This window comes from Reyranella sp., assembly GCF_017305915.1.
Classification (GTDB): domain Bacteria; phylum Pseudomonadota; class Alphaproteobacteria; order Reyranellales; family Reyranellaceae; genus Reyranella.
This window is the reverse complement of record NZ_JAFKJN010000015.1, coordinates 159,463-181,181: the sequence shown is the minus strand read 5'-3', so window position 1 is coordinate 181,181 and position 21,719 is coordinate 159,463. Positions and strand designations below refer to the sequence as shown.

Annotated in this window: 29 protein-coding genes and 2 pseudogenes; 16 read left to right on the top strand and 15 right to left on the bottom strand. The window is 68.8% G+C overall.

What is annotated here, in order from left to right; genetic code table 11:
• Positions 1–70: 70 nt before the first annotated feature.
• Positions 71–1,366: a DUF1906 domain-containing protein gene (locus J0J01_RS14415; RefSeq protein WP_296381692.1), complete on the top strand. Its 1,296-nt coding sequence runs from the start codon at positions 71–73 to the stop codon at positions 1,364–1,366.
• A 462-nt stretch (positions 1,367–1,828) separates the two neighbouring features.
• On the top strand, positions 1,829–2,020 hold the full coding sequence (locus J0J01_RS14410) for a hypothetical protein (protein ID WP_296381690.1): 192 nt from the start codon (positions 1,829–1,831) through the stop codon (positions 2,018–2,020).
• Positions 2,021–2,065: 45 nt separating this feature from the next.
• On the opposite strand, the gene J0J01_RS14405 is transcribed toward J0J01_RS14410, so the two are convergent.
• Positions 2,066–2,377, bottom strand: coding sequence for a hypothetical protein (locus J0J01_RS14405; protein WP_296381688.1), 312 nt, complete (start codon positions 2,375–2,377; stop codon positions 2,066–2,068).
• A gap of 12 nt (positions 2,378–2,389) precedes the next feature.
• Between J0J01_RS14405 and J0J01_RS14400 the strand changes: the two genes are divergently transcribed.
• Entirely contained in the window at positions 2,390–2,560 is a 171-nt protein-coding gene (locus tag J0J01_RS14400; RefSeq protein ID WP_296381686.1) for a hypothetical protein, read from the top strand.
• A gap of 276 nt (positions 2,561–2,836) precedes the next feature.
• Positions 2,837–4,420: a phospholipase D-like domain-containing protein gene (locus J0J01_RS14395; RefSeq protein WP_296381684.1), complete on the top strand. Its 1,584-nt coding sequence runs from the start codon at positions 2,837–2,839 to the stop codon at positions 4,418–4,420.
• 21 nt (positions 4,421–4,441) lie between these two features.
• On the opposite strand, the gene J0J01_RS14390 is transcribed toward J0J01_RS14395, so the two are convergent.
• From J0J01_RS14390 to J0J01_RS14380, 3 genes are all read right to left on the bottom strand, one after another.
• Entirely contained in the window at positions 4,442–4,819 is a 378-nt protein-coding gene (locus tag J0J01_RS14390; protein ID WP_296381683.1) for a hypothetical protein, read from the bottom strand.
• A gap of 141 nt (positions 4,820–4,960) precedes the next feature.
• Positions 4,961–5,239: a hypothetical protein gene (locus J0J01_RS14385; protein ID WP_296381681.1), complete on the bottom strand. Its 279-nt coding sequence runs from the start codon at positions 5,237–5,239 to the stop codon at positions 4,961–4,963.
• Positions 5,240–5,387: 148 nt separating this feature from the next.
• Positions 5,388–5,783 carry a hypothetical protein gene (locus J0J01_RS14380; protein ID WP_296381680.1) on the bottom strand — a complete coding sequence of 132 codons (396 nt, stop codon included), beginning with the start codon at positions 5,781–5,783 and terminating at the stop codon, positions 5,388–5,390.
• Positions 5,784–5,935: 152 nt separating this feature from the next.
• Here J0J01_RS14380 and J0J01_RS14375 point away from each other — a divergent pair, with 152 nt between their 5' ends.
• Complete coding sequence (locus J0J01_RS14375) at positions 5,936–6,109, top strand: hypothetical protein (protein ID WP_296381678.1); 174 nt, start codon at positions 5,936–5,938, stop codon at positions 6,107–6,109.
• Between the two features lie 25 nt (positions 6,110–6,134).
• Here J0J01_RS14375 and J0J01_RS14370 read toward each other — a convergent pair whose 3' ends face one another.
• Positions 6,135–6,266: a hypothetical protein gene (locus tag J0J01_RS14370; protein ID WP_296381676.1), complete on the bottom strand. Its 132-nt coding sequence runs from the start codon at positions 6,264–6,266 to the stop codon at positions 6,135–6,137.
• Between the two features lie 105 nt (positions 6,267–6,371).
• Between J0J01_RS14370 and J0J01_RS14365 the strand changes: the two genes are divergently transcribed.
• On the top strand, positions 6,372–6,644 hold the full coding sequence (locus J0J01_RS14365; RefSeq protein ID WP_296381675.1) for a hypothetical protein: 273 nt from the start codon (positions 6,372–6,374) through the stop codon (positions 6,642–6,644).
• Positions 6,645–6,849: 205 nt separating this feature from the next.
• On the top strand, positions 6,850–6,972 hold the full coding sequence (locus J0J01_RS14360; RefSeq protein WP_296381673.1) for a hypothetical protein: 123 nt from the start codon (positions 6,850–6,852) through the stop codon (positions 6,970–6,972).
• Here J0J01_RS14360 and J0J01_RS14355 read toward each other — a convergent pair.
• Positions 6,969–7,208, bottom strand: a complete 240-nt coding sequence (locus J0J01_RS14355; RefSeq protein ID WP_296381671.1) for a hypothetical protein — start codon at positions 7,206–7,208, stop codon at positions 6,969–6,971. The two genes, J0J01_RS14360 and J0J01_RS14355, sit on opposite strands and share 4 nt — an antisense overlap.
• Before the next feature lie 117 nt (positions 7,209–7,325).
• Between J0J01_RS14355 and J0J01_RS14350 the strand changes: the two genes are divergently transcribed.
• Complete coding sequence (locus J0J01_RS14350; protein ID WP_296381669.1) at positions 7,326–7,775, top strand: hypothetical protein; 450 nt, start codon at positions 7,326–7,328, stop codon at positions 7,773–7,775.
• A 33-nt stretch (positions 7,776–7,808) separates the two neighbouring features.
• On the opposite strand, the gene J0J01_RS14345 is transcribed toward J0J01_RS14350, so the two are convergent.
• Positions 7,809–8,222: a MerR family transcriptional regulator gene (locus tag J0J01_RS14345; protein ID WP_296381667.1), complete on the bottom strand. Its 414-nt coding sequence runs from the start codon at positions 8,220–8,222 to the stop codon at positions 7,809–7,811.
• 293 nt (positions 8,223–8,515) lie between these two features.
• On the opposite strand from J0J01_RS14345, the gene J0J01_RS14340 reads away from it, so the two are divergent.
• Positions 8,516–8,890, top strand: coding sequence for a hypothetical protein (locus J0J01_RS14340; RefSeq protein ID WP_296381665.1), 375 nt, complete (start codon positions 8,516–8,518; stop codon positions 8,888–8,890).
• 108 nt (positions 8,891–8,998) lie between these two features.
• Positions 8,999–9,217, top strand: coding sequence for a hypothetical protein (locus J0J01_RS14335; protein WP_296381662.1), 219 nt, complete (start codon positions 8,999–9,001; stop codon positions 9,215–9,217).
• 22 nt (positions 9,218–9,239) lie between these two features.
• Here J0J01_RS14335 and J0J01_RS14330 read toward each other — a convergent pair whose 3' ends face one another.
• Positions 9,240–9,635 (bottom strand): response regulator, encoded by a 396-nt coding sequence (locus tag J0J01_RS14330; RefSeq protein ID WP_296381660.1) that lies wholly within the window; start codon positions 9,633–9,635, stop codon positions 9,240–9,242.
• Between the two features lie 217 nt (positions 9,636–9,852).
• Between J0J01_RS14330 and J0J01_RS14325 the strand changes: the two genes are divergently transcribed.
• Entirely contained in the window at positions 9,853–10,017 is a 165-nt protein-coding gene (locus J0J01_RS14325; protein ID WP_296381658.1) for a Flp family type IVb pilin, read from the top strand.
• Positions 10,018–10,041: 24 nt separating this feature from the next.
• Here the strand turns inward: J0J01_RS14325 and J0J01_RS14320 are convergent, their stop codons facing one another.
• The 6 genes from J0J01_RS14320 to J0J01_RS14295 form a co-directional block, all read right to left on the bottom strand.
• On the bottom strand, positions 10,042–10,296 hold the full coding sequence (locus tag J0J01_RS14320; RefSeq protein WP_296381657.1) for a hypothetical protein: 255 nt from the start codon (positions 10,294–10,296) through the stop codon (positions 10,042–10,044).
• A 105-nt stretch (positions 10,297–10,401) separates the two neighbouring features.
• The gene (locus tag J0J01_RS14315; protein ID WP_296381656.1) at positions 10,402–10,539 is read right to left on the bottom strand and encodes a hypothetical protein; all 138 of its coding nucleotides are present in this window, start codon (positions 10,537–10,539) and stop codon (positions 10,402–10,404) included.
• Positions 10,536–10,814 (bottom strand): hypothetical protein, encoded by a 279-nt coding sequence (locus tag J0J01_RS14310; RefSeq protein ID WP_296381654.1) that lies wholly within the window; start codon positions 10,812–10,814, stop codon positions 10,536–10,538. The genes J0J01_RS14315 and J0J01_RS14310 overlap by 4 nt, the downstream gene beginning before the upstream one ends.
• A 163-nt stretch (positions 10,815–10,977) precedes the next feature.
• On the bottom strand, positions 10,978–13,182 hold the full coding sequence (locus J0J01_RS14305) for an ATP-binding protein (protein ID WP_296381652.1): 2,205 nt from the start codon (positions 13,180–13,182) through the stop codon (positions 10,978–10,980).
• Positions 13,183–13,603: 421 nt separating this feature from the next.
• Entirely contained in the window at positions 13,604–13,927 is a 324-nt protein-coding gene (locus tag J0J01_RS14300; RefSeq protein WP_296381650.1) for a copper-binding protein, read from the bottom strand.
• A 22-nt stretch (positions 13,928–13,949) separates the two neighbouring features.
• Positions 13,950–14,477, bottom strand: a complete 528-nt coding sequence (locus J0J01_RS14295; protein ID WP_296381648.1) for a hypothetical protein — start codon at positions 14,475–14,477, stop codon at positions 13,950–13,952.
• Between the two features lie 101 nt (positions 14,478–14,578).
• Here J0J01_RS14295 and J0J01_RS14290 point away from each other — a divergent pair, with 101 nt between their 5' ends.
• Together J0J01_RS14290 and J0J01_RS14285 are read left to right on the top strand one after the other, a co-directional pair.
• The gene (locus J0J01_RS14290; RefSeq protein ID WP_296381647.1) at positions 14,579–15,136 is read left to right on the top strand and encodes a sigma-70 family RNA polymerase sigma factor; all 558 of its coding nucleotides are present in this window, start codon (positions 14,579–14,581) and stop codon (positions 15,134–15,136) included.
• Positions 15,133–15,774: a DUF1109 domain-containing protein gene (locus J0J01_RS14285; protein WP_296381645.1), complete on the top strand. Its 642-nt coding sequence runs from the start codon at positions 15,133–15,135 to the stop codon at positions 15,772–15,774. Before J0J01_RS14290 ends, J0J01_RS14285 begins: the two co-directional genes overlap by 4 nt.
• A gap of 169 nt (positions 15,775–15,943) precedes the next feature.
• Here J0J01_RS14285 and J0J01_RS14280 read toward each other — a convergent pair whose 3' ends face one another.
• A complete protein-coding gene (locus tag J0J01_RS14280) occupies positions 15,944–16,759 on the bottom strand; it encodes a sulfite exporter TauE/SafE family protein (RefSeq protein ID WP_296381643.1) in 816 nt (271 codons plus the stop codon).
• A 304-nt stretch (positions 16,760–17,063) separates the two neighbouring features.
• Here J0J01_RS14280 and J0J01_RS14275 point away from each other — a divergent pair, with 304 nt between their 5' ends.
• From J0J01_RS14275 to J0J01_RS14265, 3 genes and pseudogenes are all read left to right on the top strand, one after another.
• Positions 17,064–17,231 carry a hypothetical protein gene (locus J0J01_RS14275; RefSeq protein WP_296381642.1) on the top strand — a complete coding sequence of 56 codons (168 nt, stop codon included), beginning with the start codon at positions 17,064–17,066 and terminating at the stop codon, positions 17,229–17,231.
• Positions 17,232–17,288: 57 nt separating this feature from the next.
• Positions 17,289–18,359, top strand: a pseudogene (locus J0J01_RS32720) (efflux RND transporter periplasmic adaptor subunit); the annotation flags it as partial.
• A gap of 118 nt (positions 18,360–18,477) precedes the next feature.
• Positions 18,478–21,601 (top strand): annotated as a pseudogene (locus J0J01_RS14265) (CusA/CzcA family heavy metal efflux RND transporter).
• The last annotated feature ends 118 nt before the right edge of the window (positions 21,602–21,719 follow it).

Below are 21,719 nucleotides of genomic sequence, written 5' to 3'. Positions count from 1 at the left end.
ACCATCGTGGCTTGAACATGTGCGTTGACAGACACGCATCGAGTGCGGCCCAATACGCGCAGGGGGCACCATGGCCAGCAGGCAATACATCGACGCCAGCACGCGGCTGACCTCGTCCGCGGCGGGCCTCGCCGCCGCCGGCGTCAAGGCGGTCGGCCGCTACTACAACTACGGCTCGGGCTCGAAGGTCCTGACGCGGCTCGAGGCGCAGGCGCTGCACGCGCACGGCATCTCGATCTGGGCGGTCTTCCAGTTCTGGGGCAACGCCCCGCAATGGTTCAGCAAGGCGCGCGGCGAGGCCGACGCCGCCCGCGCCCTGCAATGCGCCCAGGAGCTGGTCGGCCAGCCCGAGGGCACCACCATCTATTTCGGCGCCGACTACGACGAGCGGGGCGCGGCCTACGCCAGCAACATCGTCCCCTACTTCACCGCCGTGAAGGCGGTATTCACCCGCGCCGACGGCACCATGCCCTACCGCATCGGCGTCTACAGCGACGGCCTGGTCTGCCGCCGCCTGGTCGAGGACGGGCTGGTCACCGACACCTGGCTGTCCTGCTCGAGCAGCTTCGCCGAGCACGGCACGTATTTCCAATCGCGCCAATGGAAGATCAGCCAGACCTGCGGCGTGCCGCCGCTCGCCGGCGTCGATGTCGACGACGACGCGGTCAACGGCCCCGACTTCGGCCAGTTCAGCCGCCTGGCCGCGCTGGCGCCGGCGCATTTCGCGCCGCCGCCGCCGTTGCATGCGCTGATGGTCGCCAACGCCAATCTCGCCGAAGCCGCCGACCAGGATCCGGCGCGCCCGATCCTCGACGACGAGGCCGCACCCGCCGCCGTGACCGCCGAAGCGATCGCCGCCGCCAACGGCCCGGCCCCGGCGGCACCGCCCGCCGCGGTGCCGACGCTGCAGATCGACATGCCCGCCGTGCAGCAGTTCCTGCAAGACTGCCTCACGTCGACGCCGCGCGTCGGCTACGGGCTCGGCGCCAAGATCGTGCCGGTCGACACCCAGCCGCCGGGCAGCGGCGGCTTCACCAGGGTCGATTGCAGCGGCTTCATCCGCGCCGCGCTGCGGCGGGCGACACCGCATCCGCCGCGGCTGCAGTTTCCCGACGGCTCGGTGGTGCAGCACGACTGGGTGCGCGCGCAGGGCTTCGCCAAGGTCGACGTAGCCGCCGGCCAGAACCTCGACGGCGTCGTGCGCATCGCCTTCCTGCGGCCGCAGGATTCGCCCAGCAACATCGGCCACGTCGCGCTGATCCACAACGGCCGCACCGTCGAATCACACGGCGGCGTCGGCCCGGATTCGCGGCCGTGGACCGGCACCGACTGGCAGGCGCGCACGTCGGTCTACGTGCTTACCTAGAGCACATTCCGGCCAGCTGGAATCAGCCGGACGGAATGTGCCTGCCACAACAGGCATCCCGGTGCTCTAGAGCCGGTCAGGCGGGCTCCGCCGTCGCCGCGACCGAGCCCTAAGCGGTGCCAACTTGTATCGTCGAACGATACACTTTTCGACCCATCGCGATACAATTTCCCCAAATCGTCGGGAAATCTCGACGAGCTGAGAAGCGCACAGCTCTAGCTAAAAATCAGCAATAACAATGGATTGAGACGGAAATCCCATTACCTCTTTCAGATACAATTGATACAATTTCCGACACAAATATATTGCACTGTCATGGCGTATTGAGTATGGTTCGGCTGCCTGAAGCAATTCAGGGTGTGTGGGTAGGGTGTTGGGACGAGGCGAGGCGGCTTTTGGGGAGCCGCCTCGCCTATCGTCTTCGGTAACCCCCAGCCAATCGTCACTTCGTCGGAGGAGCCCATGCGCGGGCGTAGTTTGCGGCAGGCCGCGCTGATGATCGGCGGCGCCCTGGTCCTGGTTCAGGCCCTCGTCGTCGTCCTGGAATCGCAGGCGCGGCCGGCGGCTGTCGATCCCTCCTTTGTCGCCGAGATGCAGCAGGCGCAGCACAGCGCGGGCTCGCGCTACGTCGCTCCGCTGTCCCGCCGCAACTAGAGCAGGCGAAACCGACATCACCCGCGCGCGCGCATTTCCTAGCGATCAGTCGTAGCCGCACTCCACCAGCGTCGAGTCGATGGCGATCCGGCCGTCGTCCAGGCGGCCGTCGCGCCACCGGCCGCTCCTCGAGCCGTTCTCGGTGGTGACCGTGCCGTAGCCGTTCGGCTTGTTGTTGACGTAGGTGCCGCTGTAGCGCGAGCCGTTGGGCCACACCGTCGTGCCCTGGCCGCCGCGCAGGCCGTTGGCGAACGGGCCGTCGTAGCGCGCGCCGCTGTTGTACCAATAGGTGCCGCGGCCGCCGAACAGGCCGTCGCTGAAGTCGCCCTCGAAGCGGTCGCCGTTGGCGAACCACATCCGCCCGGCCCGTTGGCCTTGCCGCCGCGCACCTCGCCGTCGAATTTGCGGCCGTCGCTGAAGGTGCATTGCAGCCGGCCGTCGGGCGTCTCCGAGGCGTCGCCGCAGGGCGCGTCGATGGCCGACGATGCAGGCGGCGGCGCGGCGGGCCGGGAGGCGGCCGCCTGCTGCTGCCGCTGGTAGTCGGCCCAGGCGGTGTCCTGTGACGTCTCCTCGCACGCGGCCAGCGTCACGGGCGCGGCAATCGCCACGATCGATGATCCCCTCATCAGCGTGCGCCCCCGGATAGCGATGGGCGATGCTATGGGCCAAGATCGAGCAGGCCCAGCGCATGACAACGATCGCCCCCTACACAAACGGTTCAGAACGCGGCTCAGCCCCCGGAGGTCGGCCCGGCGGAACCCGCACCCCGTCCCTGCCGTTGTCGCGGCGGACCGCAACCGGAGAGTGCGCCCGCCGATGCCGCCCGGACATCTGCACGAGCGGGTCGATTCCGTGACCGCCGACCCCATGATCATCGACCCCATGATCATCGACGGGGCCTGGCGGCGCGAGCGGGCCACCCGCGCCAGCCTGGTGGTCGACGCCGCCGACTATTTCGCGGCGGCGCGCCAGGCGATGCTCAAGGCCAGGCGCCGCATCATGCTGGTCGGCTGGGATTTCGACGCCCGCATCGAGCTCGGCGGGCGCCTGCCCGGCGAGCCGCGGACGCTCGGCGACTTCATCCTCTGGCTGGTCGAGCAGAAGCCCGCGCTCGAGGTCTTCCTGCTGCGCTGGAACATCGGCGCGCTGCGCACCCTGTTCCGCGGGCCGACGATGCTGACGGTGATGCGCTGGATGGCGCACCGGCGCGTCCACTGGCGGCTCGACGCCGCCTCGCCGACCGGCGCCTCGCACCACCACAAGATCGTGGCGATCGACGACAGCGTCGCCTTCTGCGGCGGCATCGACATGACCTCCAACCGCTGGGACACGCCGGCGCATCGCGACGACGATCCGCGCCGCCTCAGCCCGACCGGCAGCCCCTACGGCGCCTGGCACGACACCATCATGGCGGTCGAAGGCCCCGCCGCCGCGGCGCTGGCCGAGCTGGCGCGCGACCGCTGGCACGAGGCCGGCGGCCCCGCGCTCGAGCCGGTGTTCGGCACGACCGACTGCTGGCCCGAGAGCCTGCCGGCGCAATTCCGCGACGTCTCGGTCGCGATCAGCCGCACCCGGCCCGTCAGCGCCACGGGCAACTCGACGGCCAACGGCCAGCCGCCGGTCTACGAGGTCGAGCAGGCGTTCCTGTCGGCGATCGACCGGGCGCAGCGCACGATCTACGCCGAGTCGCAGTACTTCGCCTCGCGCCGCATCGCCGAGGCGATGGCCGAGCGGCTGAACGAGCCCGACGGACCGGAGATCGTGCTGGTCAATCCGCTGGCCGCGCACGGCTGGCTCGAGCCGATCGCGATGGACACGGCGCGCGCCCGCCTCGTCGAGTTCGTGCATCGCGCCGACCGCAACGACCGGCTGCGCCTCTACTACCCGGTGACCGCGGGCGGCCAGCCGATCTACGTCCACGCCAAGGTGCTGATCGCCGACGACCGCATCCTGCATGCCGGCTCGTCCAACATGAACAACCGCTCGCTCCGGCTCGACACGGAATGCGACCTCACGATCGACGCGCAGCAGCCGGGCAACGCCCCGGCCGCGGCGACGATCGCCGGCTTGCGCGATGCGCTGCTGGCCGAGCATCTCGGCGTCACGCCCGAGGCGGTGCGCCAGACGGCCGAGCAGGAGGGCTCGCTGATCGGCGCCATCGAATTGCTGCGCGGCGACGGCCGCTCGCTGCGGCCGCTCGAGATGCAACCGCTGAGCGACGTCGAGACGTGGCTGGCCGACAACGAGCTGCTCGATCCCGAGGGGCCGGAGGAGATGTTCAAGCCGCTGTCGCAGCGCGGCCTGCTGCGCCGCTTGCGCAAGCGCTTCCGCTTTCCGCGGCCGCGCCGGCTGCGGCGCTGGCGCCGCCGCACCCGCCCGCCCGGCGCAACCGTCGATTAGTCTTGTCCTCTGCCGAATGAGTCAGCGCCGGTCTTGCTTCGTCTCGTCGATCCAGCGGCGGGCTTCGCGCAGCGAGGTGAAGAGCCTGATCGGCCGGTCGGCGGCCGACTGCTCGGCTAAGGCCTCGGCGAAGCCGGGCCGCCGGGCATCGACGACGCAGGCGACCGGCCCGCGCGGCTGGTTGCCCGCGCCCTCGCGCAGGAGGCGGGCGATCTCGGCGACCTGGTCGAGGGTCTCGCGCGTGGCCGCGGCCGAGGTGTCGATGATCTTGGCGAAGGCGGGGACGTCGGCCGCGAGCAGCTCCTGTACCGTCTTGCGGATGTCGTCGTTGGTGACTTCGCCGTGGGCGACGATCATCACGACGCGCGCGAGCTGGTCGATGTCGAGGTAGACGGGCATCGCCGCAATCTACATCGGCCCCCTGCATACGTCTCAGCGGGGCAGGCCGTCGATCACCAGCATCGGCGGGATCGAGGCCCCGGCGGATCCATCCACGAGAGATAGACGGCCGCGCGCGTCGCCAGCATGTCGCCGGCGCGTTCAGCTTTCGTCGAAGGCGCGGTCCTTGGCTGGCGCCGGCGGCTCGTCGGGGCGCGCGGCGCTGTCGCCGCCGCCGACCGCGATCGCGTCGAGCACGAGCTTGCCGGTCAGCACGTTGCTCTTCACTTCCTCGGCGAGCTCGAGCACGCGGTCGTCGCCGACACGCCAGCCGGCGAAGGCGTCGTCGACCGAGACACGGCCGCCATAGGCGACGCGCCGCTCCTCCTCGCAGACCCAGAGCTGCCAGGCTTCTTGCACGGAAACGACGACGACGCGCAATAAGCGGCCTTGATATCGAAAGGGAAATGCCCGCATTGGGGTCGCTCTATTGCCCCCGCGGTGCGGCTTGGGCGAGTCGAAACTCGTGACGGCGAGACCGACGATACAACTTTCCCCGAAAAGCATTGCAGTCCCTCGGCGATTCGTCTCAGGTGCTCGGCAGGCCTTCGTTTTCGCCGCCCGCCAGCCAGGCCTCGGCCGGCTCGAGGGCGCCGAAGATCCGCACCGCCCTCGTGGCATCCGACAGCCGCGCGAACTCCTCGGCGCGCGCACGGGCGGCATCGTCGGCGACGACGATGGCGAGCGGCCCGACCGTGCCCAGCCCCATGCGGTCGTACAGCCGCGCCGTAGCGGCGACCGGGCCGATGCGGCTCGGCGTGATCCAGCGCGTCGCGGTGCGCGCGTCGAAGATCTTGCCGTACGGCATGGCGCCCTCGGCGATGACCTCGCCGAGGAAGCGGTACATCTCCTCCTCGGTCGTGCTCCGTTGCAGGGTAGCGACGACCAGCTTCCGGCCGTGATCGATGCTCCAGTCGAGTGCCATCCGGGGGAGAATACGATGATGCCGATACGATTGTGCCAATACGATTGTAACTGGGTCGTACGATTGTGACCCGACAACTGAAACAATCTCGGCAGCGACGCGCAACCCCGTTCGGCGGTACGGAAACCAACCCACTGTCGAGCAGGTCGCCCGTGAAGAACCAGTCCTTTTACGCTGTGGTGCTGACGCTGCTGGTGCTGATCACCGTGGCGGTCTGGCAGTTCTTCTCGCTGGTCGCGCGCGGCGAGGGACTGCACGATCCGGTCGCGTCGAACGGCAACGATGCCGCCTACCGCCGCTCGACCCTCGCCTCCTCGCCGAAGTAGTTCGCCGAAGTAGCCGCCAACCTCTTCAAGGGCGCGTGCCCCACAGCGGCACTTCGACGGTCGACGGGCTGCGCCGCTGGTGCGGCGTCAGCAGCAGCACTGCCACGACGACCAACAGGATGAAGAGAACCAGGGCCCCGAACGACGAGTGACGCATGGCTGTCCAACGCCCGGCGCCCCCGTTTGGTCACTGGCACCTCGGGGCCCTCCTGCCGTTTGCTGTCGTACCGAACTGTACGGAGGCAAGAAGACAATGCGTCTGGTGAAACGTGCCGCGATCCTGGCCGGCCTGGTTGCCGGCGCGGTGCTGATGACCGCGTCGGCCGCCCTGGCGCACGACGACGACGACGAGGGCCGCGGCTGGAAGCGCGGCCACTGGCGCCATCACCATCACGACCGTTACATCTACGTCGAGCGCTCGCGCCCCGTCTTCGTCGAGCGGCCGGTGATCTACCGCGAGTACCGCGAGGTGCCGATGTACCCCTACTACCCGCCGGGACCGCCCTCGCTGAACATCAACATCCCGCTGCGCTGACCGCCGGAAATCGAGCCGGGACTGCCGCCCGCAGGTCGCCGTCAGCGGCGACAGGTCGGCGTCAGCGGCGACAGGTCGGCGTCAGCGGCGACAGGTCGGCGTCAGCGGCGACAGATCGCCGTCAGCGACAGGTCGGCGTAATGTACGCTGGCTAGACTGGGCGATCATGGCGATGCTCGTCGCATCCCGGCCGGCGCTCTAGGCGATGGCCCGCCGCAGCCGCGAACGCCGCCGGGCGAAGTGGCTGAGCCGCCTCGACCTCTTCGCATTCTGGACCGTCTTCATCGGATCGATCGCCGCGGCCGTTCTTTTCGCCCAATTTGGCTAGAGCATATTCCGTTCGGCTGGAATCAGCCGAACGGAATATGCCTGCTGCAACAACGACCCCCGTGCGCGCATTTCCGGGCAGATGGAACCGCGAGCGGTTCTATCTGCCCGGAAATCGCTCTTGGCTTCGGGCTGGGTGCCGTCGCCGGCGGAACCCACCGCGTCGCCGATGAGCGCGAAGGCGTCCTCCGGCGCCTTGAAGGCCGAGGAACTCGCCGTTGCGCACAGCGCCGCCACCTTCCTCTGACGGAGGGGTCAAGCTCTTCCGGATCGCGCGCATCCTGCGCGCGTAAGAGTCATGAGCGAGCGGGACGCGCTCCAAGAAGAAGCCCACCGACCGGGGGAGAACGTTCGGTGGGCTTCCTGTCAGACTGGCGACCCACACTTCGCTGTGGTGCTGTCACGGCTGTTAACGCCTCAGCCGGCGCCGCGGTTTCCGCCGCCGGCGACGCACTGCGCGGTTTCGACGCCGACCGCCGGGTTGCGCGCCCGACCGTCGCTTGGAATCCTCTCGGCATGGGGATGGACGAGGCCGCACTGCTGGCCTGGTTCGGGAGTGAGCTTGCGGACGATCGACTGCTGATCCTGGCGATCCTGAAGGGCGCCGGCCGGTTGGCGATCGACGAAATCGCCGGTCGGCTGGCTCTCGACTTGGCAACTGTCAAGCTTGCTGTGGAGACGCTTGTGCTGGCCGAGCTCGTGACGCCGGTCGACGGCGGCGCCTGCTATCGGGCCGGCGGGCCGAACTTCGACGACCTGATCGAAGGCCTCGGCGGGACCGAACCTCCGCGGGCTCGTTCCTGACGACAAGGTCCACGGCGCATCTCGGTCGGCGTCTCAACGCTCTTCGGCGGACAACGCCTCGAGGATCGAGCACTCCCTCCGCGATCCGGCGCCGGCACACGCTTCGCGCAGCTTCTCCAGCCTGGCCACGACGACCGCATCGGTGCCGCCGGCCTCGCGCACCTGCTCCAGGCGGCGCTGCGTGAGCGCGCGGACATCGCCGCAGGTCACGAGAGCACCCGGATTGACCAGCTCGGCAATGTCCTCGAGGGTGAACCCGCAGGCGAGCGCGTGCTTGATGAACTTCAGCCGATCGAGATGCTCATGGTGATAGGCGACGTCGTCGGTGCGGCCACGTTGCCGGCGAGGCGGCTGCAACACGCCCCGCGCTCTGAGCGACTGAACGTCGTCGATGTCCAGGCCAGCGGCTCGAGCCAACTGGCCGACAGTGAAAGTTCCCGAACCCATGCTCCACACCCGGCAGATGCCGTCGTTCGTTCGCCCATACAGGGCAGAGGGCCATTCTTGATCGGGAAACGGCCGGAGAAAAGTGAAAGCGACTCGCAGCTGTCGCGCGGCGAAGCGTGATCATCGACGGCGAGGGCCGTCGAGCGCGATGGGACTTGCCTCTTTCCGGGTAATTGCAGAGCCCGTCCCGATGGCCGGTCACAGCTTGGCCACGCGCATCCGCAACCCACGAAACCGTCCCGTGCAAGCACGGCGTGTATAACTCGATGGGCTGTTCAGAGCAGGGGAAGACCATGAATCCGCAGGAGACCACGGAGCGAACACGTTTCGCCCGCAGCGCGGCCGACATCGTTCTGCCGAGGCTCGAGCCGATACTGCGCTTGCAGTTCGAGGAGGAGCGGGACGCCGAGCTCGCCGGCGATCTCGACCGGTGTACGGCCGCAGCGATCGCGGAGAGTCCCCCGTCGGCCGCGTCGCCGGCGGTGCCCGCAGCGGACGTCCCCTACTTCGATGTGCCGGCGCTGCGCGAACTGGCGGCCCGGGCCCGCCGCTTCGCCGAGACGCTTTCGCCGATCTACCGGCTGATCATGATCGAGAAGGCGCAACGGCTCGAACGGGAAGCCGCGCAGCAGGAAGCGGGCTTGCGCAACGGTCGACATGACGGGTGACTGCGTACTCAACAACTCGTGTGGCGCCGTTTCCATACGCATCGGCGCATCCGGATTGAGCCGAGCGGCACCGGTGACTATCGTGAGCGCCGCGGATTGGGGGATGGGATGTTCACCAACATCGAGGCGGCCATTACCGCCATCACTCTCGCATCCATCGTCGCGGCGGTCACCCTGATCGCCATCGCCTTCGTGCCCGAAGGCACTCCTGTCCGCGCACAGGCTTCCGCCGTCGCGCAGGCAGCGACGGCGTCGCCGGGCCCGCACCGCACGGGCGATCGGCTCCTGCGGCGACCGTCGTTCTATCGCGGGCCATGGACGCTTTAGCGTGCGGCGCGCGCGGCGCAGGCTACCGCGTCCAGCTCAGCACGCCCGCGAGCGCCGCCATCAGTGCCTGCTCCTGCGCCGGCTTCTGCAGCAGCTGGGCCCTGCCCATGGTGGCGACCTCGCGCTTCAGCGCGCGGTCGTTGCCGTGCGCGGTGTAGAAGATGATCGGCACCTCGAAGTTCCGGCGGATCGAGCGCGCGGCATCGAGGCCGGTGTCCCAGCCGGTCAACTGCATGTCCATGATCACCACCTGAGGCCGCGCCAGCAGCACGCCGCGCACCGCCTCCTCCGCCGAGCCGGCGGTGCCGGCAACGCGGTAGCCCATCGTCTCGACCTGGGCCGACAGCGCCATGGCGAGCAGCTGGTCGTCCTCGACGATGAAGACGTGGGCCGGCGGGGGTTCCGCTTCTCCTTCCATCCCCGGCGAGTGTAAGGGGAAAGTCGTCATCTGTATGCAATCACGCCGTGATCAAGCGATGACGGGCGGGGCGCGCCCCGCGCCTTCAGCCGACCTGAATTGTCATAGGCACACAACTGAAACAACTCGGCGGGAGACGGCCGCCGAGTTTCAGCGCTAAGGAAATTCGCCGTCTTCGTCCCGCTTGCAAACACGCCACTTTCAGAGGGGGCTGGACATGCTGTCCGCTTTCCGCCGGTTGACCCGCAATGAGGCCGGCGCGACCGCCATCGAATACACGCTGATCGCCGGCCTGATCTCGATCGCCGCCATCGTCGCCATGGGCACCATCGGCACCAAGGTGAACGGCGTCCTGAGCAACGTCGCGAGCTTCATGAAGTAGCGGCCGCGATCAGGGGGCCCGGGATCAGGGGGCAGGGGATCGGCCGGGCCGCTCGGCGAACCGCTGCTGGGCCTCGCGCTGCAGCGCCCGGCGGGCCTCCGCCCAGCGCCGCCGGGCGATCGCCAGGACGGCGGCGGAATGCGGGCTGTCGGAGCCGGAATGGACGTCGTGCAGGCGGCAGACCCAGGCGAACCACACCCGTTCCTGCTGCTGGAGGTGCTCCAGCCGCGCCGGAGGCGCGCCGCGACCGAACCCTGAAATCTCCTGATCGTTCAACATGATACCGACGCGACAGACACGGGAACCAATCAAGGAACGCGCCGGAACTTTGTTCGGTTGCTGACCGACATCGCCGCCGCGCTTCGGCCGCGGCAGGGGAAACGATCAGCGCCCCGGGGCCTGGTCGGCCTGGTTGGACAGCAGCGCCATCGGGCGGTCGCCGAGCAGGTACTGGCCCAGGAAGAACGCGGCCAGCACCACCATCACGCCGACGACCTGACCGCGCTGCAGCCGGCCGGTCATGGCGTCGGGGATGCCTCCGCCGGGCCGGACGCGGCGACCGTCGGCCGGCTCACCGCCAGCTTGCCGGTCAGCACGTTGCTCTTCACTTCCTCGGCCAGCTCGAGCACGCGGTCCTCGCCCACCCGCCAGCCGGCAATCGCCTGGTCGACGGAGACGCGGCCGCCATAGGCCAGCCGCTGCTCGTCCTCGGCGACCCACAGCTCCCAGCCCTCGTCGATCGCGACGACGTCGACCTTGAGGAGGCGGGCCTGATGCCGGAACGGAAATGACCGCATGGCCTATTCTATCGTCGAGAAGCCGCGCGCCTGCAAAGTGCAAAGTCGGGTCGACGATATTGACGATACAACTTTCCCGCAACATGCATCGTCTGACGCACGCGCAATCCCCAATGCAAAGTTATCCACTCACACGGCCGTGAGGGCACCGCGTGCCGGCGGGTCAGGCGTCGAACAGCGCCATCAGCTTCGCGGCGAGATCGGTCTGGTGATAAGGCTTGGCGATGATCGGCGGGCTGCCGGAGGGCCCGCGCAACAGGTCGGGATAGCCGGTCGTCATCAGCACCTTCAGGCCCGGCCGCATCTGGCGCGCGAGCTCGGCGAGCTTGCGGCCGTCGATCGGGCCGCTGAGCGCGACGTCGCAGAACAGCAGGTCGATCGACTGCTCGCCGCTCAGGATGGCGAGCGCGCCCTCGGCATGCGGCGCCACGATCGCCTCGTGGCCGAGATCCTCGAGCAGCGACTGGGCGAGCGCCCTCACCTCCTTGCTGTCCTCGACCACGAGGATGCGCTTGGGCGACACCGGATGCGGGGCGGTCTCGTCGACCGCCGGCGGCGCGGGCTCGGCCGAGGCGCGCGGCAGCAGCAGCGCCACCGTGGTGCCCTCGCCCGGCCGGCTGTCGATCGTGGCGGTGCCGCCCGACTGCTTGGCGAAGCCCCACACCTGGCTCAAGCCGAGGCCGCTGCCGCGGCCGACGCCCTTGGTGGTGAAGAACGGCTCGAAGGCGCGCTGCACGGTCTCCGGCGACATGCCCGCGCCGGTGTCGGAGACGGCGATCCGCACGTAGTCGCCGGCGGCGACGTCGAGCGTCCTGGCGCGGCCGGCGTCGATCGCCCGGTTCTCGGCGACGATGGTGAGCGCGCCGCCGCGCGGCATCGCGTCGTGGGCGTTGAAAACCAGGTTGAGGATCGCCGAATCGAGCTGCGCGCGATCGACGAAGCAAGCCCACAGGCCGGGCGCGATCTCGGTCGTCAGCACCACCTCGCCGCCGGCCGCCGGGCCGATCAGCAGGCGCACGTCGGCGAGCGCGTGCTCGACCCGCACGCTCTGCGGCTGCAGCGTCTGGCGGCGGCCGAAGGCGAGCAGCTGCGACACCAGCATGGCGCCGCGCTGCGCCGCCTGGTCGGCGATCTCCGACAGGGTTGCGAGGCGCGCGTTGCCGGCGAAGTCCTTGCGCATCAGGTCGAGGCTGCCGATGATCGCGGTCAGCAGGTTGTTGAAGTCGTGCGCGATGCCCGCGGTGAGCTGGCCGACCGCCTCCATCTTCTGCGCCTCGACCAGGCGCGCCTGCGCGTCGTTGCGCTCGGCGACCGCCGCGCCGACGCGCTGCTCGAGCGTGGCGTTGAGCTGGGTGAGCTCGTGCTCGGCCGCGGTGCGTCCCTCGGCGTAGCGGCGGATCGCGGCGGCGAGCCCGTCGGTCTCGCGCAGGCCGGTGGCCTCGGGCGGCGGGCTGGTCGCCGCGTTGTCGGCGTAGGTGACGAGCGCCTCGATCGGCTTGGTGATCTGGTGCGCCACCAGCCGTGCGAGCGCGAAGCCGATCAGCAGCAGCAGCAGGGTGGCGCCGACGATCACCGCGACCGAGCTCCACAACGGCCCGAGATACTCCGCGTGCGGCGTGCCGATCGCCACCGTCCAGCCGGCGGCGTCGACGCGGCTCACCGCGGTCATCACCGACGTGCCCTCGAAGGTGCGCGTCTCGAAGGTCGTCTCCGGCGCGTCCTTGAGGCGCGCCAGCAGCTCGGGCACGACCTTCTGGCCGGCATACTTGTTGGAATCGGGCCAGCGCGCGATTACCGTGCCCACGCGGTCGATCAGCGCGATCACCACGCCCTTGCGCGCGCCCTGGCGGCGGATGATGTCGGCGAAGGTGTCGGGCCGGGGATCGAGCGTCAGCGTGTACATCACGCGGCCGGTCGCGTCCTTGACCGGCACCTCGATCGCCACCGCCGGCCGCTTGACGATGCTGCCGAAGTAGACGTCCGACACGCGGAGCTGGCCGGTCGCGAAGACCTGGCGCGTGTTCTCGGGCGATTGGGTCTGCGGCAGCACCGTGCCGGGCGGCAGCGCGGTGTTGAGGAGCTGCTGGCCGCGCTCGTCGATCACCATGATGTTGGCGCCTTCCAGCCGGTCGGTGAGCGCCGATTCGGCGAGCTCGCGGAACGCCTCGATGGCGCCGCGGCGCAGCCGGCCCGTCTTGGCCAGCACCTGCAGGGCGCGGATGTCGCCCTCGATCTCGCGGCTCACCTGCAGCGCCACGCCGCGTGCCAACTCGACGGTGCGCTCGTTGGCGACCGCGCGGTCGTTCTCGTATTCGACGTATTGGACGGCGAGTCCCAGCGCCAGCAAGGGGGCGATCGTGACGAGCACGAGAAGGCGCAGACGCGCCCGCAGCGACCATGACCCGCTGCGCCGGCCGTTCGGTAGATGAAATAGAGAATCCACGATCCGAACGGGATCATAGCGCGGTTTGTGCGGCGACGCGTTCGCTATTGGATTCGGTGTCTCTGAACGTTGTTGCACGAGGACCGAAGTTCTCAGCGACTTGCGCGCCTTTTGCGCGACCGGCACAATAGTTCGGACTCGGCGTCCGCGTTCGACGGTCGAATCAAAATTGTGGCTGGACTGCGATTTCACGAGTTTCAGCCGCTGAGACGGCCTCGGCTGGCGCTCCGCCGCCCGCGAATCTCAGAGTCGCGCACAGCCCCCCGGTCATCCTGCGGCGGGCTCCGTCCCCCTTTCCCGCCTCGCGTGCAAGACCTGCATCGGCATTGCCAACTCCGAGCAGTGCTCAGTTCGCGTTCTCTATCCTGGTAATGACGAACCCGTCGCCAGCCCGGTCGACCCTGAAGCGGATCTTGTCCCCGGGCGTCAATCCGGTGAGCAGAGTCGGATCGCGGACTTTGAAGATCATGGTCATGGCATCCATATAGAGACGCCGGATCGGCTTGTGCTCGATCGTGATCATGCCGGCATCGGCGTCGACCTTCACGACTCGGCCACTGGACAATCCCTGTTCGGTGGAACCTGCGACGTCCCACGCCAACGCGGGCGCCGCGACCGCGCTCGTCGCTGCCATGATGACGAGCGTCGCGAGGATGTTTCTGCGGATCATGACTTGTCCCCGATTGCGAGCGTCATTGGGCGTTGAAGACGACGGTGCCGGAGACCGCCTTGTCCTCGCCGCGGACCGTTCGTTCCAGTGTCGCCTTTATGGACGAGTTGAACGTCCGTTCGATGCGCGTGGGGCCCGGCACCTTGGCGAAGACCTGCAATGTCTGGGGACCTGCCGCCGCCGTGTTGACCCGGAACAGGCGGTAACCCGTCCGCTCGGCTTCGGTGTCACCTGCCGCATTCGCCGAAAGGGCCGCGCCGGTGACCAATGTGCCGTCTTCCGCTCGCACCAGGCGAACGGTGACGTCGGACTTGCCCGGACCGGCGGGCGCGACCTGCTCCACTTCGAAGCGATAGTCCGGAGCAGCGGCAAAAGCTGGGCCGGACATCGTGATTGCCACCGCGGCGGCGAAAGTGGCGACGCTGGCGGTCAGAACGACGCCGGTGGCGTGGAGCGCTTCTTTGCGAGCTGAGCACGGCATGTCGAGCTCCTTGTTGCGTGTCGTCTTCCCAGGAGTTCGGTGCGAAGCGCGCATCGGATACAGGCTCACGTTGACGTGATCGGTGTCCCGGCACACCGCGTGCCACGCGATATTTTTGGGAGTCCGTGTAACCGGGGCGGCGTTCGGCCCGAATAGAAGATGGCGGCCGCATGACGACGAACGAGCAAGAGCTGAAATCACTCATGACGGCCGGCCTCGACGGCGATGGCGCCGCGTATCGCAGGCTGCTCGAGCGGCTCAGCCCGCACCTGCGCAGCTACTATCGAGGACGGCTTGCGCGCGCCGGAAGAGGGGCGTCCGAAGCGGAGGATCTATTGCAGGAGGCGTTGCTGGCGATCCATACCCGACGGCACACATACGACCAGGCCGAGCTGTTTACGCCATGGATGTACGCGATCGCGCGCTACAAGCTCATAGACTACCTCCGCCGAATCAATGCGTCGCGTGGCGACCTGCCCATCGAGAACGTCGATGATCTCACGGCGCGCGCAGATCATGATGGTGTGGAAAGTTCGATCGACCTGAGGCGGCTGATGACCCGGCTGCCGGCCAAGATGCAGCGGGCCATCCAGTATGTGAAGCTGGATGGGCTGAGCGTCGCCGAGGCGGCACACCGGTCGGGCATGACGGAGTCGGCTGTGAAGATCAGCATCCACCGTGGACTGAAGGCGATGACGGCGGCGATCAAGGCGGAGGACAAGTCATGAGAACAGACGACTTGATCGCCATGCTGAGCACCAATGTTGAAGCCATCGATCGGCGGCAAGTGTGGCGCACCCAGGTCAGGGCGTTCGCGCTTGGCGCCTTGGTCGCTCTCGGAGCCGGGCTAGTCGCGCTCGGCGGCCGGACCGACGTTGGCAGCAACACGGCGCTCGGCTTCATCGCCATCAAGCTCATTTTCGCAATGACGATTACCGCACTAGCCATCCTCTACCTGAGTAGATCGGCGCGGCCAGCCGGCAGCTCGCGTGGCTCGCTGGCGTTCGTGCTGCTGCCGTTCGCCGGCATCGTGGGTCTGGCCTCGATCAGCTTGGCAAACGCGCCGGCAGCGCGTTGGCAGATAATGCTCATGGGCGATGAATGGCTCGAATGCCTGCTGTCCATACCGATTATCGCTGTCGTTCCTTTCGCGTTGGTGGTTTGGGCAGTGCGCCAGGCCGCACCGACGAATCTCCGGCGAGCAGGTGCGCTCGCCGGCCTCGTTGCGGGCGGCTTGAGCGCCGCCGGCTACGCCCTGCACTGCACGGCCGATTCGCTGCCGTTCGTCGCCATCTGGTACAGCGGCACGATCATGCTGTGCACGCTCGCCGGTGCCGTTCTCGGCCCGCGGCTGCTGCGCTGGTAGCCCGATATCGTTCCGAGACGCCCCCGAAGGTGAGGGACCGGGCCAGCAACGAAAACACCGAGCCTACCTGCCGGAGGCGGCGGATGCGCATCCACGCGTACGACCCGCTGGCCGAGGAGGACCAGGCTTCGTCCAACCCTTCGATCCGCACCCAGCCGCTATCGGCCGGTCACGTCCTGCGGTGCAGCCAGAGCTTCACCGACGAAATCAGCAGGATCACGGCCAGGACCGGCAACAGGACTGCGCTCGGAATGACGCCGAGCAATTGCGCCCCAATGAAGCTTCCGACCACGGAGCCCACGGCCATCGCCAGCACGAACCCGCCGTTCTGCCGCAGCACGGAGAACGTGGCATCCCGGCTGTAGCGGCCGAAGCCCACGATCATGGTCGGCAGGCTGACCGCGAGTGACAGGCTGCCCGCCAGTTTCACGTCCACGCCGAACAGGATGATCAGGGTCGGTATCAGCAATTCGCCGCCGGCGACGCCGAGCAATGACGCCATCACGCCTATGGCGAAGCCAGCCGCGAGGCCGGCGACGATCTGGGCCGGCCCGTGGAACAGCGGTTGCCCGTTCCCTTCGGCGCTGTGCCCGAGCATGAGGATGACAGCCATGCCGACGAGCAGCACGGCGATCACGCGATAGAACATGTCGGACCGCAGCCTGGTCGCCCATGACGCGCCGAACCATGCGCCCAGCAGGCTCCCGCCGAGAAGGTTGACGATCACCGGCCAGAAAGACGCCAGCGTCGCCAGCGAGACGGTGCCGGTGCGGAAGGGCAGCGCCGACATGACGACGACCAGGCTCATCGCCTTGTTGATGATCACCGCTTCGAGCGCGCCGAAGCGGAACATGCTGATCAGGACGGGAAGGCGAAACTCGGCGCCGCCGAGGCCTATCAGGCCGGCCAACGTGCCGATACCGGCTCCGCTTGCGAACGCGCTGCTCTGGTTGCGCTGAAAGGCGTCGAAACTCGCTGCGGCCATCGTCGTCTCCCGCTATTCCCGGCGGGATACTACGGCCCTGCCGCCGAGCGCGTTACATTTTCTTCGCGAAGCCCCGAACAGGCGATCACCATACAGTGTCCATTGGCCCCATTGGCATCGGTTGACGGCCGCTGCAATATGACTTGCATGACGCGCCCTCGCCGCCCTGCTCGGCTGCCTCGCGATCTTCGCGGGCACGCTGAATTTCGCGGCCGCGGCGCAGGCGGCGCTGGCCGGCATCCCCGGCGCCGCCGTGACCGCGCCCTGCGCCGCCTGCGATGACTGCGACCACGCGCCGTGTCCCATGGCGATGGACGACTGCATCCAGATGCACGTCAGCGCCGGGCCCGCCCTGCTGGCCGCCGCGCTGGAGATCACGGCCAGTCCCTACGTCACGCTCCAATGGTCGCCGGCGCATCGCGCACTGAGCGGCCTGTCGCCTCCGCCCGACCCGTTCCCGCCGCGCGGCTGACCGTCCGTCGGTCGGCTTAAGCCCGCGCATCCCGCGCGCGGCGACGCGGAGGTTTTCATGAGTCTGTCGCTCTTCGGGCGGCCCGGCCTTGCCGGCGCCGTCGTCGTTGTCATCGCTGCCGCCGCTGCGGCGACCCTACTTGCTGCGCCCGCGTCGGCGGCCGATCCGGCCTGCCCCGGCGGCAAGGTCAAGTTCTACCGCGATCCGATGGGCGGCCCGGCCACCTCGCCGGTGCCCAAGAAGGATTCCATGAACATGGACTACATCGCGGTCTGCGAGGGCGCGCCCGCGGACAGTCCGGGCACGGTGCAGATCAGCCCCGACAAGGTCCAGAAGCTCGGCGTGCGGACCGCCGAGGTCGGCGAGCGCGACCTGTCGCGGAGCCTTCGCGCCTTCGCCAGCCTGCAGTTCGACGAGCGCAAGCAGTACGTCGTCGCGCCGAGGTACAGCGGCTGGATCGACAAGCTGTTCATCAACGCCACCGGCGACACCGTCGAGAAGGGGCAGCCGCTGTTCGAGGCCTACAGCCCCGAGCTTGCCGTGCTGCAGCAGGAGCTGCGCATCGCCGGTCGCGGCGGCTACGCCGCCGACAAGCTGCGCAACCTCGACTATCCCGAGGCCGAGCTGGACAAGCTCAAGCGCGGCGAGGCGCTGCGCACCGTCACCATCCGCTCGCCGTCGAGCGGCATCGTCGTGCAGAAGACCGCCGTCGAAGGCATGCGGTTCAGCCGCGGCGATGCGCTGTTCCGCATCGTCGATACCTCCACCATGTGGGTGATGGCCGAGGTCTACGAGCAGGACCTCGCCTTCGTGAAGACGGGCGACCGCGCCCGCATCACCGTCAATGCCTGGCCGGACAAGCCGATCGAGGGCCAGGTCATCTTCATCTATCCCGCGGTCGACCGCGGCAACCGCACGGCGCGGCTGCGCATCGAGGTCGCCAACCCCGACGGCCGCCTGCGCGCCGACATGGCGGCGACCGTCGAGATCCAGGCGGCGGTCCCGGGCAGCCGGATCGCGATTGCGGAGTCGGCGCTGATCGATACCGGCCGGCGGCTGGTCGTGCTGGTCGAGCGCGGCGAGGGCCGCTACGAGCCGCGCCCGGTCAAGGTCGGCGCCCGCGTGCCGGGCTGGGTGCAGATCGAGGATGGCCTCAGGCCCGGCGAGCGGGTGGTGACGCAGGCGACCTTCCTGCCGAAAGCAACATCCGGGCAGCGCTCGACGCCTTCGCCGCCGGAGACGGCAAATGATCGACGCCGTCATCCGCTGGTCGGCGCGCAACGTGCTGCTGGTGCTGATCGCCTGCGCCGCGCTGGCCGGCGGCGGGCTCGTCGCGCTCGGCCGGCTGTCGCTCGACGCCATTCCCGACCTCTCCGACACCCAGGTGATCGTCTACACCGAGATGCCGGGCCAGGCGCCGCAGGTGGTCGAGGACCAGGTGACCTATCCGCTGACCACGGCCCTGCTCGCCGTGCCGCGCAGCCGGGCGGTGCGCGGCTTCTCGTTCTTCGGCGTGTCGTTCGTCTACGTGATCTTCGAGGACGGCACCGACATCTACTGGGCGCGCAGCCGCGTGCTGCAATACCTTGCGTCGGGCACCGCCAAGCTGCCGGCCGGCGTGCAGCCGGCGCTTGGGCCGGACGCGACCGGCGTCGGCTGGGTCTATCAGTACGCCGTCGTCGGCGCCGAGCGCACGCTGGCCGAGCTGCGCTCGCTGCAGGACTGGTACGTCCGCTTCGGGCTGGCCAAGGCGCAGGGCGTGGCCGAGGTGGCGAGCGTCGGCGGCTTCGTCCGCCAGTACAACGTCGTCGTCGATCCGGTGAAGCTCCGGAGCTACGGCGTGCCGCTGGGCCGCGTCGTCGACGCCATCCGCGCCTCCAACCGCGAGACCGGCGGCCGCGTGGTCGAGATGGCCGAGGCCGAGTTCATGGTGCGCGGCCGCGGCTACCTGAAGGGGATCGACGATCTCGCCCTGATCGTGCTCAAGGCCGACGGGCCCGTGCCGGTGCTGCTGCGCGACGTCGCCCGCATCGAGCTCGGCCCCGACGAGCGGCGCGGCGCGAGCGAACTCGACGGCGAGGGCGAGGCGGTCGGCGGCATCGCCCTGCAGCGCTTCGGCCAGAATGCGCTGGAAGTGATCGATCACGTCAAGGCGAAGATCGCCGAGATCGGCGCCGGCCTGCCGCCGGGCGTGCGGCTGGAGACGGTCTACGACCGGTCCGACCTGATCCATCGCGCCATCGCCACGCTGAAATCGACGCTGATCGAGGAAAGCCTGGTGGTCGCCGCCGTGTGCATCGTGTTCCTGCTGCACGTCCGCTCGGCGCTGGTCGCCATCGTCACCTTGCCGGTCGGCGTGCTGATGGCCTTCCTCGCCATGCAAGCGCTGGGCATCGGCTCCAACATCATGAGCCTGGGCGGCATCGCCATCGCGATCGGCGCCATGATCGATGCCGCCATCGTCATGATCGAGAACGCGCACAAGCATATCGAGCGGCTGCCGCCCGGCCGCTCGCGCAACGAGGCGATCGTCGCCGCCGCGGTAGAGGTCGGGCCGGCGCTGTTCTTCTCGCTGCTGGTCATCACCGTGTCGTTCCTGCCGATCTTCGCGCTGGAGGAGCAGGAAGGCCGGCTGTTCAAGCCGCTGGCCTGGACCAAGAGCCTCGCCATGGCGTCGGCGGCGCTGCTGTCGATCACCCTGGTGCCGGCGCTGATGATGCTGTTCGTGCGCGGCCGCATCCTGCCGGAGCACCGCAACCCCTTGAACCGGGCGCTGATCGCGCTGTACCGGCCGGTCCTGCGGCTGGTGCTGCGGGCGCGGTTGCCGGTGGTCGGGCTGGCGATGCTGGTGCTCGCGGCGTCGGCCTGGCCGGCGATGCGGCTGGGCGCGGAGTTCATGCCGAGCCTCGACGAGGGCACGCTGTTCTACATGCCGGTGACCCTGCCCTGCCTGTCGATCACCAAGTCGGCCGAGCTGCTGCAGACCCAGGACAGGATCATCAAGTCGTTTCCCGAGGTCGCCTCGGTGTTCGGCAAGGCCGGCCGGGCGGCCACGGCGACCGACCCCGCGCCGCTCGAGATGTTCGAGACGATCATCAACCTCAAGCCGAAGCCGCAATGGCGCGCCGGCATGACCGTCGACACGCTGATTGCCGAGATGGACCGCGCGCTGCAATTCCCGGGCATCGCCAACGCCTGGACGATGCCGATCAAGGCGCGCACCGACATGCTGGCGACCGGCATCCGCACCCCGGTCGGCGTCAAGCTGCTGGGCCGCGACTACGGCGAGCTCGAGCCGCTGGCGCGCCAGGTCGAGGCGGCGATCCGCAGCGTGCCCGGCACGACGTCCGCCCATGCCGAACGGGTCACCGGCGGCTATTTCCTCGACATCCTCCCCCGACCGGGCGCGGCTCGCCCAGTACGGCGTCACGATCGAGGACCTGCAGCGCGTGGTCGCCAGCGGATTGGGCGGCGAGAGCGTGACCACCACCGTCGAAGGCCGCGAACGCTATACGGTGAACGTCCGCTACCCGCGCGACTTCCGGTCCGATCCCCGCGCGATCGCCTCGGACGTCCTGGTGCCGACGATGACCGGCGGTATGCTGCCGCTCGGCCAGCTCGCCGCGGTGAAGCTGACGCAGGGTCCGACCAGCATCCGCACCGAGAACGCCCAGCTCGCCGTCTACGTCTATGTCGACTTCCGAGGCCGCGACCTCGCGCACTACGTCGCCGACGCCCAGCGCGCGGTGCGGGACAAGGTCGCCCTGCCGGCCGGCACCTATCTCGTGTGGAGCGGGCAGTTCGAGTATCTCGAGCGGGCCGAGGCGAAACTGAAAATCGTCGTGCCGGCGACGCTGCTGCTGATCTTCGTGCTGCTCTACCTCAACTTCAGGCGCATCGCCGAGACGCTGATCGTGATGCTGTCGCTGCCGTTCGCGCTGGTCGGCGGCCTGTGGCTGGTCTGGCTCATGGGCTTCAACCTGAGCGTGGCGGTCGCGGTCGGATTCATCGCGCTGGCCGGCGTCGCGGCCGAGACGGGCGTGGTGATGCTGATCTACCTCGACCACGCGCTGGCCGCGCGGCGCGCGCTGTGCGAGGCCGAGGGACGTCCCTTCGATCGCGACGACCTGCGCGCGGCGATCATGGAGGGCGCCGTCGAGAGGGTGCGGCCCAAGATGATGACCGTGACGGCGATCGCCGCCGGCCTGCTGCCGATCCTGTGGAACGACGGCACCGGCTCGGAGGTCATGCAGCGCATCGCGGTGCCGATGATCGGCGGCATGGCGAGCTCGACCGTGCTGACGCTGCTGGTCATCCCGGCGATCTACGGTCTGGTGAAGGGTCGCGCGGCGACGGGCCCGCGCCCGTGATGCATTTTCCCTGCAACCAATACCCGGCCTGCGCGCGCATGAAATCTGCGCTCGAAGGCCGGCGACAGGCCCTGCGCCGCGAGTCGTGCAGGCCCGCGACTATGAACGGGCGGCACGG

Coding starts and splice junctions, on each gene's coding strand:
- J0J01_RS14415 (WP_296381692.1), top strand. CDS start 71: ATGGCCAGCAGGCAATACATCGACGCCAGCACGCGGCTGACCTCGTCC.
- J0J01_RS14410 (WP_296381690.1), top strand. CDS start 1,829: ATGCGCGGGCGTAGTTTGCGGCAGGCCGCGCTGATGATCGGCGGCGCC.
- J0J01_RS14405 (WP_296381688.1), bottom strand. CDS start 2,377: ATGTGGTTCGCCAACGGCGACCGCTTCGAGGGCGACTTCAGCGACGGC.
- J0J01_RS14395 (WP_296381684.1), top strand. CDS start 2,837: ATGCCGCCCGGACATCTGCACGAGCGGGTCGATTCCGTGACCGCCGAC.
- J0J01_RS14390 (WP_296381683.1), bottom strand. CDS start 4,819: ATGCCCGTCTACCTCGACATCGACCAGCTCGCGCGCGTCGTGATGATC.
- J0J01_RS14380 (WP_296381680.1), bottom strand. CDS start 5,783: ATGGCACTCGACTGGAGCATCGATCACGGCCGGAAGCTGGTCGTCGCT.
- J0J01_RS14370 (WP_296381676.1), bottom strand. CDS start 6,266: ATGCGTCACTCGTCGTTCGGGGCCCTGGTTCTCTTCATCCTGTTGGTC.
- J0J01_RS14360 (WP_296381673.1), top strand. CDS start 6,850: ATGGCCCGCCGCAGCCGCGAACGCCGCCGGGCGAAGTGGCTGAGCCGC.
- J0J01_RS14345 (WP_296381667.1), bottom strand. CDS start 8,222: ATGGGTTCGGGAACTTTCACTGTCGGCCAGTTGGCTCGAGCCGCTGGC.
- J0J01_RS14340 (WP_296381665.1), top strand. CDS start 8,516: ATGAATCCGCAGGAGACCACGGAGCGAACACGTTTCGCCCGCAGCGCG.
- J0J01_RS14335 (WP_296381662.1), top strand. CDS start 8,999: ATGTTCACCAACATCGAGGCGGCCATTACCGCCATCACTCTCGCATCC.
- J0J01_RS14330 (WP_296381660.1), bottom strand. CDS start 9,635: ATGGAAGGAGAAGCGGAACCCCCGCCGGCCCACGTCTTCATCGTCGAG.
- J0J01_RS14325 (WP_296381658.1), top strand. CDS start 9,853: ATGCTGTCCGCTTTCCGCCGGTTGACCCGCAATGAGGCCGGCGCGACC.
- J0J01_RS14320 (WP_296381657.1), bottom strand. CDS start 10,296: ATGTTGAACGATCAGGAGATTTCAGGGTTCGGTCGCGGCGCGCCTCCG.
- J0J01_RS14315 (WP_296381656.1), bottom strand. CDS start 10,539: ATGACCGGCCGGCTGCAGCGCGGTCAGGTCGTCGGCGTGATGGTGGTG.
- J0J01_RS14310 (WP_296381654.1), bottom strand. CDS start 10,814: ATGCGGTCATTTCCGTTCCGGCATCAGGCCCGCCTCCTCAAGGTCGAC.
- J0J01_RS14300 (WP_296381650.1), bottom strand. CDS start 13,927: ATGATCCGCAGAAACATCCTCGCGACGCTCGTCATCATGGCAGCGACG.
- J0J01_RS14290 (WP_296381647.1), top strand. CDS start 14,579: ATGACGACGAACGAGCAAGAGCTGAAATCACTCATGACGGCCGGCCTC.
- J0J01_RS14285 (WP_296381645.1), top strand. CDS start 15,133: ATGAGAACAGACGACTTGATCGCCATGCTGAGCACCAATGTTGAAGCC.
- J0J01_RS14280 (WP_296381643.1), bottom strand. CDS start 16,759: ATGGCCGCAGCGAGTTTCGACGCCTTTCAGCGCAACCAGAGCAGCGCG.
- J0J01_RS14275 (WP_296381642.1), top strand. CDS start 17,064: ATGGCGATGGACGACTGCATCCAGATGCACGTCAGCGCCGGGCCCGCC.